This is a genomic window from Mariniflexile maritimum (assembly GCF_009746565.1).
In the GTDB taxonomy this organism is placed as follows: Bacteria; Bacteroidota; Bacteroidia; order Flavobacteriales; family Flavobacteriaceae; genus Mariniflexile; species Mariniflexile maritimum.
On record NZ_WRPN01000008.1, the window covers coordinates 165,130 to 180,560 of the forward strand.

A 15,431-nucleotide genomic window follows, 5' to 3' on the forward strand; every position below is an offset into this window, starting at 1 on the left:
TTTAATCAATTCAAATCTCAACGCTTTATAAATTTGGTTATCGAACTTTTTCCTTCAATAGTGGTTTGTAAAAAATACATGCCTTGTTTTAAATATTCTATATCAATTTGATTTGATGGATTATTCTGCTTAATTATTATTTTGCCCATCATATCCATAATGGTTATACCGCTAATGGTATGATTTGATGGATTTCTTATAGTTAATAGGTTTTTTGCTGGATTTGGATAAATAGAAATGGGGTAATTTACAGCAATTGGGTCTTCTATGGAAAGTGCTTCAGTTGCTAATGCCCAAAGTTCTCTTCCATTGGGGCCATTATTTGCCGTAAAGTAAAGGGTGTTGCCAACAGTGGTTAAATTTGCTGGGGAAGAACTTTCTGTAAGGTATCTTATATTATATCCAATGGTGCCTTCAGGTGTGCCATCTGTCCTGAACAGTTCCAAGCCAATAGTATAACTTGTAGCTGCGAAATACACGAAGCCATTTAAGAAAGTAAATTCATTTGGTTCGGCATAAACAACACTCGATGCTGGATCCTTTAACATCTTGGTTCCAGATTCCGTACCATCACTTTTCCATACTTCGATACCATTAGGGCCATCGTTCGCCTGAAAGTAAAGTGTACCATTACAATTACTCAATGCGGTTGGATTGGAAGAATTAATACCAACCTTAAGGTCCTTAACCATTACTGTCCCTGCTTCGGTACCATCACTTTTCCATAATTCATAGCCATGGATGCCATCTTGAGCGGTAAAAAACAAGGCACCATTGACTTCTTTTAAATTCAAAGGAATCGAGCTGTAAGCTGTAGATCCGTTGTTTCCGGGATAAATGTCCTTCACCATGGCCGTACCGGATTCCGTACCATCACTTTTCCATAATTCCAATCCATTAACCCCATCGTTAGCTCTAAATAATACAATACCATCAACATTCGTAAAATATGAATTGGAAGGCAGTCCATTGCTTGCACCAGGATTTATGTTTTTTACCAATAAAGTACCAGCTTCTGTCCCATTGCTTTTCCATAGTTCATAGCCATTCGCCGCGTCAAATGCCCCAAAAAATAGCATGCCATCAATATTTGCCATATTAAAGGGGTAGGATGATTCTGCACCTTGATTGATGTCCTTTACCATAAAAGTACCAGCTTCCGTGCCATTGCTTTTCCATAATTCGTAGCCATTAATACCATCATCAGCCATAAAATATACTTCATTGACAATGCTTATTATTTCGGCCAATTGATTAGAATTATTATCAATGGTACTTGGATTGATGTTTTTTACCATAACCGTTCCAGCAGCTGTACCATCACTTTTCCATAGTTCGGGGCCGTTGATACCATCATTCGCTCTAAAAAACAATGTGCCATTAGCATTGGTTAATCGATCGACGTTTGAACTACCAATTCCCGGGTTAATGTCTTTTACTAAAACCGTTCCCGCCGTTGTGCCATCACTTTTCCAAAGTTCTAACCCCGTTGAAGCATCGAACACAGTAAAAAACAGGGTGTTGTTTACCGCCGTTAATTTAGAGGGATTTGATGAGGCAGTGCCTAGGTTAATATCTTTAACCATATAAGGTGTTTGCGAAAACAACAACAAACCACTGAATATGAAAAGAAATGCCATAATGTTTAATTTTGCTGTCATAATTTGATGAATTTGGTTGATTGTATTTTTTCCGTTTTATCTCTATTTTAAGAATACCGTTTAAATGATAATGCGTGTTTTATAATCTCTTTTTCCACAACAAAAAGCAATCGGAACACTTTTCAATGGATGCGGTTATCCCATTTAAAGAGCCATCAATCGAGCAAACCATTCTGCGATATTCACCATTCAAAAAACCAGTTGCATTTTGAAAATTAATGGTTTTACTCCCTAGTGTTGGGTGATAGTTTCCGTTTTGGTCTTTCACTTCAAGTGTAAGTGAAATGCCTTCAATTCTCCAGGCATCTGCAAAGAAATTGGGGTCATAAATAATTTCGAAAACTAATCCACTGTTTTGTATGTTAGATAAATAATTTTTTGATGTATTGCCGTTATTAATGGGACCAAGTCCCATTTCAGTATTTGAATTAATTTTCATTTCATTTTTAAGTTGACGGACTTCAAAAAGACCGAAGTCTTCCCAACGGTCGCCTTTACTCTCATCATAATTTTTTTGATACAAACTAAACGATACTTTTGAAGGAAATTCCTTGTTGTCATTTCCCGTAAGGATATGTATTCTGGCCGATGTAATTCTATATATAGGCAAATTGGGAGCTGTTTTTTGTACATTATTTACTTGAGTTGGTGCTGGTGCCGGAGCAGGAGCAGGAGCTGGATCAGACATCGTTTTTAAAGTTTGAGTTCTTTTTACGGGTTTTTCATAAAGCGTTGATTGAGCGTTCATATTACCTGTAATGAAAAAAACGAGTACTGAAATAGTTAGTAATTTTTTCATGATTTTTAAGTTTTGAAATTTTTTGCATGTACTGATGAGGTAAAGGTCTGGTTAAAAGCAAGTTCAAACAATCCCTTAAAAACAGGATTTTTATATAAGTTGAAAAATCATGGTAAAAGAGGATGTTTTTTATTATAATATTGTTGTTCTTTTGTTTAGTAGAAAATAATTCAAAATTAAAATATGAGAAGGGCTCTATTTTTAGTTCTATTACTTATAGCCTCTTTATTGGCCAGTGCTCAGGTTAAAAAGCGAGATAGTTTATTTAAACTGCTTTCTGAATCTAAAAAAGACACGAGTAGAGTTATGCTATTGTTGCGAATTGCCGATACTTATGAAACTAATAATCAGGATTCTTCTGTTTATTACTTAACAAAATCCAAAAACCTGTCTGAAGAATTAAATTTTAAAATGGGGCTATATCATTATTATGAAAATAGCGCCATCGTTTCATTTACAAAGGGCGATTATGATTTGGCTATGAAACAAAGTAATAAAGCCTTAGAGGAAGCCAAAGAATTAAAGGATTCAAATTTAATTGTCAATATGCTTAATAATACAGGAATTGTATATAGTTATTTAGGTCAGTTTGACAAACAACTTGATTATACTTTACAGGCGTTGAAGCTTTCAGAAAAACTAAACAAAAAAGAGAAACTAGCCTCTTTGTATCATAGCGTTGGGAACGCATATTATAATTTAAACCAATTCAACAAAGCGATAGATTACTGGCTTTTGGCTGTTAAACTTCATAAACAACCTGGAACTAAAATTTATTTAAACAGATTATACGCCTCGTTGGGCCAGGGTTATACGGAATTAAAGGTAAACGATAGTGCTCTTCATTATTATAAACTGGCAATATCAGAATCCGTAAAAAGCAATGACACGTATGCAGAGGCAGCTATATACGGCTTTATGGTTAACCTTTATGCAGACCTTGGTAATTATAAAGAAATGCTAACTGTTGCCGAAAAATCCTTGGTGTTGTCTAAAAAATTACAAAGCAATCAAATTTTGGCAAGTTCCTTATACAATGTAGCGTATGCTAATTATTTTAATGACAATAATATTTCTGCTAAGAAAAACTTAGATGAAGCATTGGTTCTTGCTATTAATGATTCATTAACCGACGAATTAAAAAACATTTATTCCATTTATTCCTTTATTGCCGCCAGAGATGGCGATTTTAAAAAATCATTATGGGCAAAAAGTAAATATGATTCCATTCAGGAATTTTTATTGAGTGATAGGATAATAAAAAACAGTTCAGATTTTGAGAAAAAATACGAGGTCGAGAAAAAGAATAAACAACTGTTACTTCAAGAAGCAACATTGGCGAAACGTGCATTTTTAATCAAATCACTTATAGGGTCAACTATGACTTTGTTGGTTATTTTTTTATCAGTTTATTTTTATTATAAAGGCAAACAAAAATTGCAGGCACAGAAAATACGCGAGTTGGAAAAGGAAAAGCAATTGGCCGCAACCGAAGCCGTGTTAAAAGGCGAAGCGCAGGAACGCAGCCGATTGGCAAAAGACTTACATGATGGTTTAGGTGGCATGCTTTCAGGTATTAAATATTCATTTCAAACTATGAAAGGAAACTTAATTATGACGCCTGAAAATCAACAGGCCTTTGAACGCAGTATGGATATGCTGGACAGTTCTATAAAAGAAATGAGACGGGTGGCACATAACATGATGCCAGAATCGTTGGTGAGATTTGGGTTGGATACGGCCCTAAAGGATTACTGCACCAGTGTAAGCAAAAGTGGCGCTTTACAGGTAAGTTACCAGTCCATTGGCTTAGCTAATTATACGTTTGACCAAACCATGGCAATTTCCATCTACAGAATCATCCAAGAGTTAATTGGCAATACCTTAAAACATGGGGCGGCAAAAAATGCCATTGTGCAGGTCACAAAATCCAATAATTTATTGGCCGTTACGGTAGAAGATGATGGCAAGGGTTTTGATACCAATATGATTGAGCTTTCAAAAGGAATTGGCTATACAAACATTAAACATCGTGTCGATTTTTTAAAAGGAAAACTTGATATTAATTCGGAAGAAGGAAACGGCACATCCGTTCATATTGAATTTGAAATTTGAATGAATACAAAAATTTTTATAGTTGACGACCATTATATGATTATAGAAGGAATCCGGTCCTTACTTCAATTTCAAAAAGGAATTGAGTGGATGGGGCATGCCATGAATGCTTCGTCGTGTATGGCCTTTTTGAAACAACACGAACCCGATGTAATATTGATGGACATTAGCCTTCCTGATAAGAACGGAATCGATCTTTGCAAAGAAGTAAAAACAAAATACCCAGAGACGCATATTATAGGTCTTAGTTCGTTCAATCAGCATAGCTTTATTCAAAAAATGCTCGACAATGGGGCATCGGGTTATGTATTAAAAAATGCAACACTCGAAGAATTGTTAAACGCCATAGAAAAGGTCGTTCATGGTAAAATATTTTTAAGCCCTGAAGCTGAATTAACTTTAGAAAAAAATGAAAACCCAATCATTCCAGTTATAACACGACGGGAAAAAGAAGTATTATTGCTTATCGCCAATGGCATGACAAATAATGATATTGCCCTAAAGCTATTTATTAGCACAACAACAGTTGAAACACATCGAAAAAACCTATTGACCAAATTTGAAGTTAAAAACACGGCTTCCTTAATTAGAATGGCTACACAACTTCAGTTGATTTAAGGAATTATCTGTTGTTTTTTATTTCAAGAATAAATGATGCAAACTTAGGCCCAGTTTAATACAGTCATTCCAAAATGCCTACTTATTTTGTTTTCGATATTTCATTGGCGTTACACCATATTTGTTTTTGAAGGTTTTGAGGAAGTGCTTCATGTCTGAAAATCCTGTCGTAAAGGCAACTTCCTTTATTAAAAGTTGACTACTAATAATTAGTTGTGCAGCTCTTTTTATTCTGATGTCCCTAATGAACTCTACAGGCGTATATCCGGTTAGGCCCTTAATTTTATTGCCAAACGTGGTTCGGTTTAAGCCAACGCTCAAGCCTAATTCTTCTACTGAAAAATTGTTGTTATCTATATTCTGTTCTATTTTAAACATGACCTTTTTCATTATTTCTTCATCTTGGTCTGTAACTAAATAGGGCATAGGTGCAAAATTTTTGAATTCATTTTTATCTAAAATACAAAAAATAGTTCGTAATCGTTCCCTTTGATTTATCAGGTTTTCAATTCGAGCCATGAAGTAAGAGACACTAAATGGTTTGGTAATATAATCATCAGCGCCAAATGATAGTCCTTCAAGTTTACTTTCTATATCAGCTTTTGCCGTAAGGAGAATTATGGGTATATGGCTTATTTCAACGTTATTTCTAATTGTTTTTATAATTAATAAATTGTGTCTCTCCCTGCTCATTGGTGTTTATAAGGTTAACGCCACCATAAAAAGTTCCTACCCAAATACGATTGTTTTTATCTTGAAAAATGGAATAGATATCATTACTTGTTATGCTATATGGGTTTAATTCATCACTTTTATAATGAATCACTTTATAAGTTAGCGGCTTATCTTGTGGTATTAATTTATAAAGTCCGTCTCCACGCGTACCAATCCATACGTTTAATAGCTTATAAATATTAAATGTTTTAGGATAACTGGCCTATTAACTTTAACATGGTTAATTTTTTAAGATTCTTATTTGAAATCATCAATTGTTTAGGTGTTACGTTTTTTGATTGCAATAGTTCTAAACATGGTTTTAGAATCTTGAATTCGTGTCTTTTTATCAAAATGTATTATAATGACCAAAATAGTTTTTTGTTGTTTGACACTTTTTTTTGTTATTTGACCATATAATTAATGAATTTAAACTTTATATTTGTAATCGATTGCATTGAGTATTAAATTTAACTAAGCCATATAAAACAAAACTACTTCGTATTATGAAATCATTTAAAAGCTTTGGCCTTTTGTTTATTGGTCTTTTGGTTTCCTATTTTTCATTTGCACAAAACTTTAGTCCAGATATTGTTGTGGACATTAATGGAACTGGCGATTTTACAACGCTTCAGGCCGCTTTTGATGCTGCTCCTGCAGGTACACCTACAATAATTTATGTAAAACGAGGTCTTTACGATCAAGAAAAGTTAATTGTTCCTCCTAATAAAACAAATATTACGTTAATAGGGGAAAGTAGGGAAGAAACCATTATTTCTTATAACATTTATAATTGTAATGATGGTGGCGACGGACTTTGTCCAGATAACAAAGTAGCGCTTTGGTCAAGCAATAGTGAACTTGTACGAACAGCTGCGACGCTAACCATTCAAGCCAACAATTTTAGGGCTGAAAATATAACCATCCAAAATACGGCAGGTAATGTAGGTCAGGCACAAGCCATCACAATTCAGTCAGATAGAAATGTGTTTGTTAACTGCGATATATTAGCATATCAAGACACCATTTATTTTTGGATGGCCGAAACCTCGCGTGCCTATTTTGATACTTGTGTTATTGAAGGCAGAACAGATTACATCTATGGTCGTGGTGTGGCTTTTTTTAACGCATGTGAAATTAGAAGCTTTGGTGGTGGCTGGATTACAGCTCCCTCCACTACAATCAATCAAACTTATGGCTTTGTGTTTTATAAATGTAATTTAACTTTTAAGACTAATGGCACCACAGATGACAGTGCACTAATTAGATTAGGCCGTCCATGGCATGAATACCCTAAAGTAGCATGGTTATATTGTAATATGACTGAAAAAATCCATCCAGAGGGTTGGGGCGATAAATGGAATATGTCCTATTCTGATACGAGTACAGATCTTCATTTATATGAATGGATGAATACTGGTGCCGGCGCGAATATGAGCGGTAGAGCGAATTGGGCAGGATTAAGAGCCATGGTCGATCAAAATGAAGCCGATTTATACGAGCCAGAAATTGTATTGGCAGGTTCAGATAATTGGGATCCTACAGCAATAGCACCAACAGTAACGGTATATAATTGGGATGGTGGCGCCGCTAACAACGCATGGTTGGAGGCCAATAACTGGAATCCTGATGGCGTTCCTGCAGTTTCGGAAGTTGCAAATGTTAATGGCAGCGTGATTTTAAACGCTAATGGAGGCAATTTTACGGCCGATTTAAATTTAGTAAATGGCGCAACTATTGATGTTTCAGCAAATAGTTCAGCAACTTTATTAACACTTAACCAATCAATCCTATCTTCTGCTGCTAGTGTGTCATTATCAGGCACTATTAAAACCAAAGGAGAAGCGACAATTGATGCTTCGGGTAATCTTGATATTGCGGCTGCTATTATTGGTGTGCACCAAATAACTAAAACAGGCTCTGGTATATGTCAATTCAACAATACTAATACGGGTTTTACTGGAGATGTGGTTGTTGATGCAGGAGATTTACAAGCCAAAGTAGAAAGCGCATTGGGAGGTTCTGGAAAAATAACAGTAAAAACGAATGGTAAGTTAACCATCGATGTTAGTAATGCCATTGATGTCAATACGGCATTATATACAGAAGGAACGGCGCAATTGGTTCTAAATCAAGATATAACAATTAGTGAATGGTATATTAACGGTATTTTACAACCTATTGGTCAATATGATGCTGCTACAAATTCTTCAACCATTAGCGGTCCGGGTAAAATAATCATAGGAAGACCAAGTGAGTTTACTTTTCTTGGAGGTGTTTGGGATAACGCTAGTAATTATTCACCGGCTTTATTGCCTGAAGCAGGAGAAAAGGTGATTGTAGATGCTGTAACCATTGAAGCGCAAGGTAATTTGTTTTCTGGCGATATGTACGTTCAAAACGCCGGAAGCATTCGTTTAAGAAACAACACAAGCAATTCAAAATGCTTAGGGCCTGTTACCATGTTTCAAGGTACCAATATTTCTTATGCTACAAGCAGTCCGGGATTTTACTTCGTTGCTGATATTATCTTAGAAGGCGATATTTCACTCTTAATGAATAGTTCCAATGTTGCTGGTAGTGTTATGGAGTTACCAGGAACGTTTTCCGGTAATTATAAAGTAATTGTTCGTAATACAAGAAATATAGCGAATACTGCCACGGCAAATTTGGGTGGTGATAATAGAAATTTTACAGGAATTTGGGATTTAACGCTTCCTGCTGCAAATGCAGGCGGTTTGTGCGCTATTAACGGTTTGGTTGAAAACGCTTTTGGAAACGGATTGATTGATTTGGCTGTTAATAACAAAGCTATTTTTAATCACGCCAAATGTGCGGGCGATGTTTTAAAAATGAATATAACAGGCTCCGCTTCAGCAGTCTTAAATGTTGCAGTTACAGTTAAAGCATTTACTTTGAACGGAACCCAATTAGGAAACGGTACATATAACGCTTCAACACACCCTGGTCTGCTTTCTGGAACAGGTTCAATTACGGTTGACTCTAGTTTAAGTGTGGATGATAAAGTTTTTTTAGAATATAATAGGTTGAGGGTAAAGGGCAACCTTGAAAACCTTGAGATTTATAACATGATGGGGCAGCGTGTGCGTCAAACGAATGCTACCCAAGAAATAGATTTAAAATGGTTGAAATCGGGTATCTATATTGTTCGTTTTAAAGTAGATGGAAAAACGGGGGCTATTAAGTTTTATAAAAATTAGAATTATAAATTAAGTAAGTAGAGAGGACGTGTGTCTCTCTATATGCTCATAGTTCATTAAACTAAAAAAATGAAATCATTGATGAACTCTGCAAATGCACAAGCAGCAATTACTTTAACCGCTATTGGCGATTCAACAATGCCTGATTATGATGAAAATACCACAGATAAATGAGGTTGGGACATAATGTTTCAGCATTTTTTTACTTCTGATTTATTGAACAATAACAACGAAACTAAATTAATTATTAACTAAATTATGGAATTATGAATAGAGTTTTACAAATTAGGAAGCATTGGTCTTTTTTTGCTTTTTTTATTGTTTTTTTTGGAACAAGTTTGCCATTAGTTGCACAAACCACACTTGCAGAGTGGACATTCGATTATGCCTACACTCAAGCCGGTTCAGGCCCCTACAACTACACTCCAAATGCAACAGCAAGAGCTGCAGCCGATGGATTGGACGTTAATGCCAATTCCGGTGATGTATTTTACCCTAACAATGCTGATGGCACCCTAACAGATTACCAAATGTCAATGGTTCCCAATGTTGGTGGTCAAATTAAAAATGTGTTTCAAAACACCACAACCTACCATAACTCGGCGCGCATGCAAGGTGTTGTTGCTCCATTGGATTTTACAAACCCTGCCAATCATGCCAATTACTTTCAATTTTCATTTCCAACTACCGGCTATAAAGAAATTAAATTGGACCTTTCGTTCACAACCCAAAATAGTGAGACGGATTATCTTGCTGTTTATTACTCTGTGGATGGCGGAACGAGTTGGGCATTGGCTGGTCAAACAACCGGAAACTGTTGTTGGTGGACGCTTAAAACGGCCCAACTAAATATTGTTGCCAAAAATAAAAGCAATGTTTTGGTGCGTTTATTTGGGGTTCAGGGCGGTGCAACAACTGGCAGTTATTTTTATGTAAATGCCTTTAAGGTAAGCGGCACTTCTACTACATTACCAACCAATACAGCATCTACAATTAATTGGGCGTTCAATTTGGGTACTGCCGGACAAACGGCAACCTATACAGATGCCAGTTATTACAAACCAGATAATGTTTCGGCTGGCAGTAATTATTCTTATTTGGGCACAAAAACAGGAAGTAATCCTACGGTTACTTATACTTCCTTTAAAAATATAACGAATGCCAATACACCAACGGGTGCCAATAGTAACAACTTAATTGGTTTTGAATTTACGCCACTCACAGGGTTGGATTTTGTGCCTACAAACATATCTTTTGATTGCCAAAGGTTTGGAACAAGCTCTGGATTGATAGACATTTATTGGAAATCTTCAAATGGCACCTCTACCCTTATCAAAAAAGATGTAAAACCTGCCAGGGATGGCGATGCAGTTAGTGAAGCTGCCGATACCAATACCTTTTCAATGGATGTTACTGGGTTATCAATTCCTGCATTGGGTGGTAAATCTACTTTGGAAATAAATATCCATAGCCTTGGAAGCGGTAAGGATGTTGGTCTATCAAACATTTCAATTATAGGTTACTTAAATGGAACCATTGCCGATGTGGCACAATACACGGTTACAACGGCTGCTTCTCCATCGGTTGGTGGCGCAATAGTTTCCGATAATCCTGCAACTGTTGATGATGGCACGGTTGTAAACCTAACGGCAAATGCCAACTTTGGGTATGAATTTGCTGAATGGCAAGATGGTTTGGGCGCTACGGTTTCCACCAATAACCCTTTCCAAATTACAGTATCCAATAATGTAAGTTATACGGCTGTATTCAATCAATTAACTACTTATGCCCTAGATGTTGCGGTAGAAGGCGGTGCCAATACCTATATGGTAAATATTTCTCCCGCAGGAAATATGGTTAACGGTTCTAGAATGTATGTTGAAGGAACAAACGTTACCCTAACTGCCAGCGGCAATCCTATTCTAAATTTCTCAAACTGGGGAACTGGCGAAACCAATAATGAACTTATTGTTACAATGAACGGCAATAAATCTGTTACAGCTGCATATAATGCGGCCGACTATATTGTTGGGTGGGATTTTTATGATGACGTGGTTACCGTAGATTTTTCATCAAATGTTGTGAATGATGCTATTGGTTTGGTATTACGGGATGCTGCCGGTGCAACTGCTGGGGGTTTAAATTTTTCTAAATTATCGGGCAACATCTGGTATGGCAAAAATTGCCGCATTAATTGGAAACAATTAGCGGATAAATTCTACTATCAAATTAAAATGAACGCCTCAGATTTTACAAACATCAGTGTGCAAGCTGCTATGCTAACCAGCTATTCAGGATATGCTACCCAAAAATGTGAATACTCATTGGACGGTATTAATTTTACCGAAATAGGGACATACAACACTTCAACCATCAATACATGGGTTGATGGCTTGTTCAACCTACCTGCTGATGCCAATAATCAAGCAGAGGTTTATATCAGATGGATTCCAGATTATACGTCATCGGTGCTAGGAAGTGGTAACGACGGAACGTCAATTTCCGACATATATGTGTATGGTACACCAAGTATATTTAATGATGGCATGGCTCCGGTTCTTACCAGTTCTGTCCCTTCCAACAACGCTGCGGGTGCTTCCGCAACAGGAAAAATCGTGCTTAATTTTGATGAACGTATTAAAATTGCTAATAACACAACGGCAACGCTTAATGGTAAAAATTTAACACCTGTAGTATTTGGCAAATCTGTATCGTTTAATTATTCAGGGCTAGACTATAATACAACCTATAGTTTTGATCTAGCCGGCAATGTCATTTCAGATTTGGCCGATAATATGCTTACTGATGCTATTTCAATATCCTTTACAACGCTTAACAAACCAACGGTAACCAAAAGAGCTTATGACTTTATTGTAGGCGTAGATGGCGATTTTGCTGCTGCCTTAGCCGCTGCCGATGCAGCAAAAAATAGTGGCAATAGATTTTATATATTCTTCCCTAATGGCGATTACGATTTAGGAACAACCACAGGAGATGCAACGCAACAAACATTTATCAGTTTGCCTAATATTTCATTTATCGGGCAAAGTACGGAAGGGGTAACACTTTTCAATAATCCTACGCAAGCTCAAGAAGGAATAGATAAAACACCTACTATTAACTTCACAAGTGGCGCTAATAATATTTATATGCAAGATCTTACCTTGCTGAATAAAATGGATTATCGCTTGGGAATCCCTGAAAAACGTGCCGTAGCTTTACGTCATCAAGGTGATAAAAATATTTTCAAAAATGTAAGATTGTTAAGTAATCAGGACACCTATTATACAGGTGCAGGAAGAACGTATTGGGAAAATGGCGAAATACACGGAACGGTTGATTACATTTTTGGCGACGGCGATATTTTCTTTAACGATTGCCTTATGTATATGGAAAACAGAGCATCTGGCGGCGGCGGTATAGTAACTGCTGCAGCTACAAGTTCAAATTGGGGTTATGTTTTTAGTAATTGTACCATTGATGGCAACATCCAACAAAATGGCATTTATCAATTAGGAAGGCCTTGGAATGCTGCTCCTAAAGTAGCTTATATTAATACCACTATGAATATTTTGCCAACTGCAGGTGCTTGGGGAGACCCCATGAATGTAGTGCCCTTCAGGTTTGCAGAATACAATAGTTTAACTTCCTCGGGTATTGAAGTCGATTTAAGCCAAAGACGTACCAATTACACCAAAGATGCCACATCAGTAACTTTAGACCCAACTTTAAATGAAGTAGAAGCAGCTCAATATACTATTGAAAACGTATTAGGAGGTAATGATTCTTGGCAACCCACTTTATTCACAGAACAGGCATCTGTTCCTGTAATATCAAAATCAGGCGCAACACTAAATTGGGATAATGATGATTATGTATTAGGATGGGCTGTATTTAAAAATAATGTGTTTGAAGATTTTGTTACTAACAATAATTATACAATTCCAGGAGGAACTTCTACAGGTATTTATACTATTAGAGCCGCTAATGCTATGGGAGGTTTAGGGCTTTCTTCAAATCAAGTGGATGTGAGTTTAAGTGTTAAGGAAAATAATGTACTGGGCGTTAAAGTTTATCCAAACCCAGTGCTTAATGATGAGGTTTTTGTTTCAATCCCAACGGTATCACCAAATACAACGATGGCACTTTTTGCGTTAGATGGAAGACTCATTTTAAAAGGAAACATAAAAAGCAGTAAAACAACTATTAACATGTCTAAAATTCCTTCTGGAGTATATTTATTGAAAGTTGATTCGGAAAAAGGGACGCAAGTATCCAAAATAATTAAAAACTAAATCAATTATTTGAAATAAAAAGAGGCTATTTCACGAGTTGTGAAATAGCCTCTTTTTTTGTTTTTTGTTCGGACCCCTCTCGGAAAATTGGTTTCATAGAAGCAATTCTCAAGAGCTTATTTTAGTTATACGGCTTCTCGTTTTGTTACAAGTTTTCTAGTTAATATATCCCTGGAATTAGACAGTTTCATTTATCGTTTTGAAATGATTTTTTCACCATTAATACCATGATGTTCCATAGAAAAATAGCTAATAACATTCATTAAAAAATAAGCCTAAAAACGCTAAAAAGCGTAAAATTTTCCCATCGTGATCTGTTTTTGTATGGCATCTAGCAAATCTATAAAACAAAACCCTGCTCGTATATTACATACTTGCAGGGTTTTGTAGTTTAAGGTTGGCAATTAGTATTTTAATAATTGTATATAAATTTAGTTACAAAACAATTATTGTCCAGCATAAATAAAATAGTTGCCCACAAATTGGGTAGGTTGCATGTTGTTGTGGGCCGAATTGCCTCCTTGTGCGCTAAAATTAATACCGGTATATGATGTATTACTACTATTATATCTATCCAAGGAAGAATTTGTTCCTTTGGTATAAGCTGAGAACACCTGACCACCATTGTCATAGTCATAACTTCCTCGTATGGTATGCGAATGTCCTGGATCTGAAAAATTATGGTTATGTGATGGCATTTCGCTCATAGTCAGCACATGCGTTTCCGCACCAACATTGGCTCCTATTACCCGGTTGGTAAGTCCACTTCCTTGCCCAATTCCCCCGGCAACACGCCCGCGTAAATCTGGAAGTTTGAAGGTACTGCCAGAACCTCCGTAACTGTACCCTACGATGCCAAACAATGTGGCATAGGTGGTAGTACTTACCAAGCGTCCGTCGCACACCAACCAACCGTTATGGTCTGCTGTGCGTGCACTTATTTTCATATCGGCAACCATCGCACCGTTCACGGTTGTGGTAATAACATACGGGTTGGCAGCTGTACCCGTGCCAGATACTGTTATACTTGTGCTACCGTTAACTTTAGTTTCGCTTCCATCGGCTGCTGCTGGTATAATTGGTTTGTTTAAAATTTCTGCCACATTGCCAGTAGCGGCGTTCCAATCGGGTTTTACATTTACTTGTGCTCCTGCGGCAATGCCATCAAGTTTAGACTTATCTGCCGTGGTAAAATCGTTGGTAGATAAACCTTTTGCCCCATCTTTGTCCACTTTATTAGCTAAAGCAGCTGTGTTATCGGAAATAGCAGTAGCTTGTTCCGAAGTAATGCCAACCTTAGCAGTATTTGCAACAATGGAATCCGCTTGCTCCGAAGTAATGCCCACTTTTGCGGTATTCGCAACGATGGCATCAGCCTGCTCCGAAGTAATGCCAACCTTAGCAGTATTTGCAACAATGGCATCCGCTTGCTCCGAAGTGATGCCCACTTTAGCTGTGTTCGCAACAATGGCATCCGCTTGTTCCGAAGTAATGCCCACTTTGGCGGTGTTCGCAACAATGGCATCGGCTTGTTCTGAAGTAATGCCCACTTTAGCAGTGTTCGCAACAATGGCATCCGCTTGTTCCGAAGTAATGCCAACCTTAGCGGTATTCGCAACAATAGCATCCGCTTGCTCCGAAGTGATTCCTGTTTTGGCGGTATTTGCAACAATGGCATCCGCCTGCTCCGAAGTAATGCCCACTTTGGCGGTGTTCGCAACAATGGCATCGGCTTGTTCCGAAGTAATGCCCACTTTTGCGGTGTTTGCAACAATGGCATCCGCTTGCTCCGAAGTGATTCCTGTTTTAGCGGTGTTGGCTACAATGGCATCCGCTTGTTCAGAAGTAATACCAACCTTAGCGGTATTCGCAACGATGGCATCAGCCTGCTCCGAAGTAATGCCCACTTTGGCGGTGTTCGCAACAATGGCATCGGCTTGTTCCGAAGTAATGCCCACTTTTGCGGTGTTTGCAACAATGGCATCCGCTTGCTCCGAAGTGATTCCTG

At 37.2% G+C, this 15,431-nt stretch carries 9 protein-coding genes; 4 read left to right on the plus strand and 5 right to left on the minus strand.

Annotation, left to right across the window (positions count from 1 at the left end; all coding sequences use genetic code 11):
- Positions 1–17: 17 nt before the first annotated feature.
- Positions 18–1,661, minus strand: coding sequence for an ELWxxDGT repeat protein (locus GQO80_RS11650; RefSeq protein ID WP_157208536.1), 1,644 nt, complete (start codon positions 1,659–1,661; stop codon positions 18–20).
- A gap of 79 nt (positions 1,662–1,740) precedes the next feature.
- A complete protein-coding gene (locus GQO80_RS11655) occupies positions 1,741–2,460 on the minus strand; it encodes a hypothetical protein (protein WP_157208537.1) in 720 nt (239 codons plus the stop codon).
- Positions 2,461–2,643: 183 nt separating this feature from the next.
- Between GQO80_RS11655 and GQO80_RS11660 the strand changes: the two genes are divergently transcribed.
- Entirely contained in the window at positions 2,644–4,575 is a 1,932-nt protein-coding gene (locus tag GQO80_RS11660) for a tetratricopeptide repeat-containing sensor histidine kinase (RefSeq protein ID WP_157208538.1), read from the plus strand.
- Positions 4,576–5,193 (plus strand): response regulator, encoded by a 618-nt coding sequence (locus GQO80_RS11665; protein ID WP_157208539.1) that lies wholly within the window; start codon positions 4,576–4,578, stop codon positions 5,191–5,193.
- 78 nt (positions 5,194–5,271) lie between these two features.
- Here GQO80_RS11665 and GQO80_RS11670 read toward each other — a convergent pair whose 3' ends face one another.
- Together GQO80_RS11670 and GQO80_RS16020 are read right to left on the minus strand one after the other, a co-directional pair.
- Positions 5,272–5,886 (minus strand): response regulator transcription factor, encoded by a 615-nt coding sequence (locus GQO80_RS11670; RefSeq protein ID WP_157208540.1) that lies wholly within the window; start codon positions 5,884–5,886, stop codon positions 5,272–5,274.
- The gene (locus GQO80_RS16020; protein ID WP_198037775.1) at positions 5,843–6,019 is read right to left on the minus strand and encodes a two-component regulator propeller domain-containing protein; all 177 of its coding nucleotides are present in this window, start codon (positions 6,017–6,019) and stop codon (positions 5,843–5,845) included. Before GQO80_RS16020 ends, GQO80_RS11670 begins: the two co-directional genes overlap by 44 nt.
- A gap of 394 nt (positions 6,020–6,413) precedes the next feature.
- On the opposite strand from GQO80_RS16020, the gene GQO80_RS11680 reads away from it, so the two are divergent.
- Both GQO80_RS11680 and GQO80_RS11685 read left to right on the plus strand, forming a co-directional pair.
- Positions 6,414–9,128 (plus strand): pectinesterase family protein, encoded by a 2,715-nt coding sequence (locus tag GQO80_RS11680; RefSeq protein WP_157208541.1) that lies wholly within the window; start codon positions 6,414–6,416, stop codon positions 9,126–9,128.
- Between the two features lie 266 nt (positions 9,129–9,394).
- Complete coding sequence (locus tag GQO80_RS11685) at positions 9,395–13,423, plus strand: pectinesterase family protein (protein ID WP_157208542.1); 4,029 nt, start codon at positions 9,395–9,397, stop codon at positions 13,421–13,423.
- A 446-nt stretch (positions 13,424–13,869) separates the two neighbouring features.
- On the opposite strand, the gene GQO80_RS15775 is transcribed toward GQO80_RS11685, so the two are convergent.
- On the minus strand, positions 13,870–15,431 hold a 1,562-nt coding region (locus tag GQO80_RS15775), incomplete at its 5' end, for a tail fiber protein (protein ID WP_198037776.1).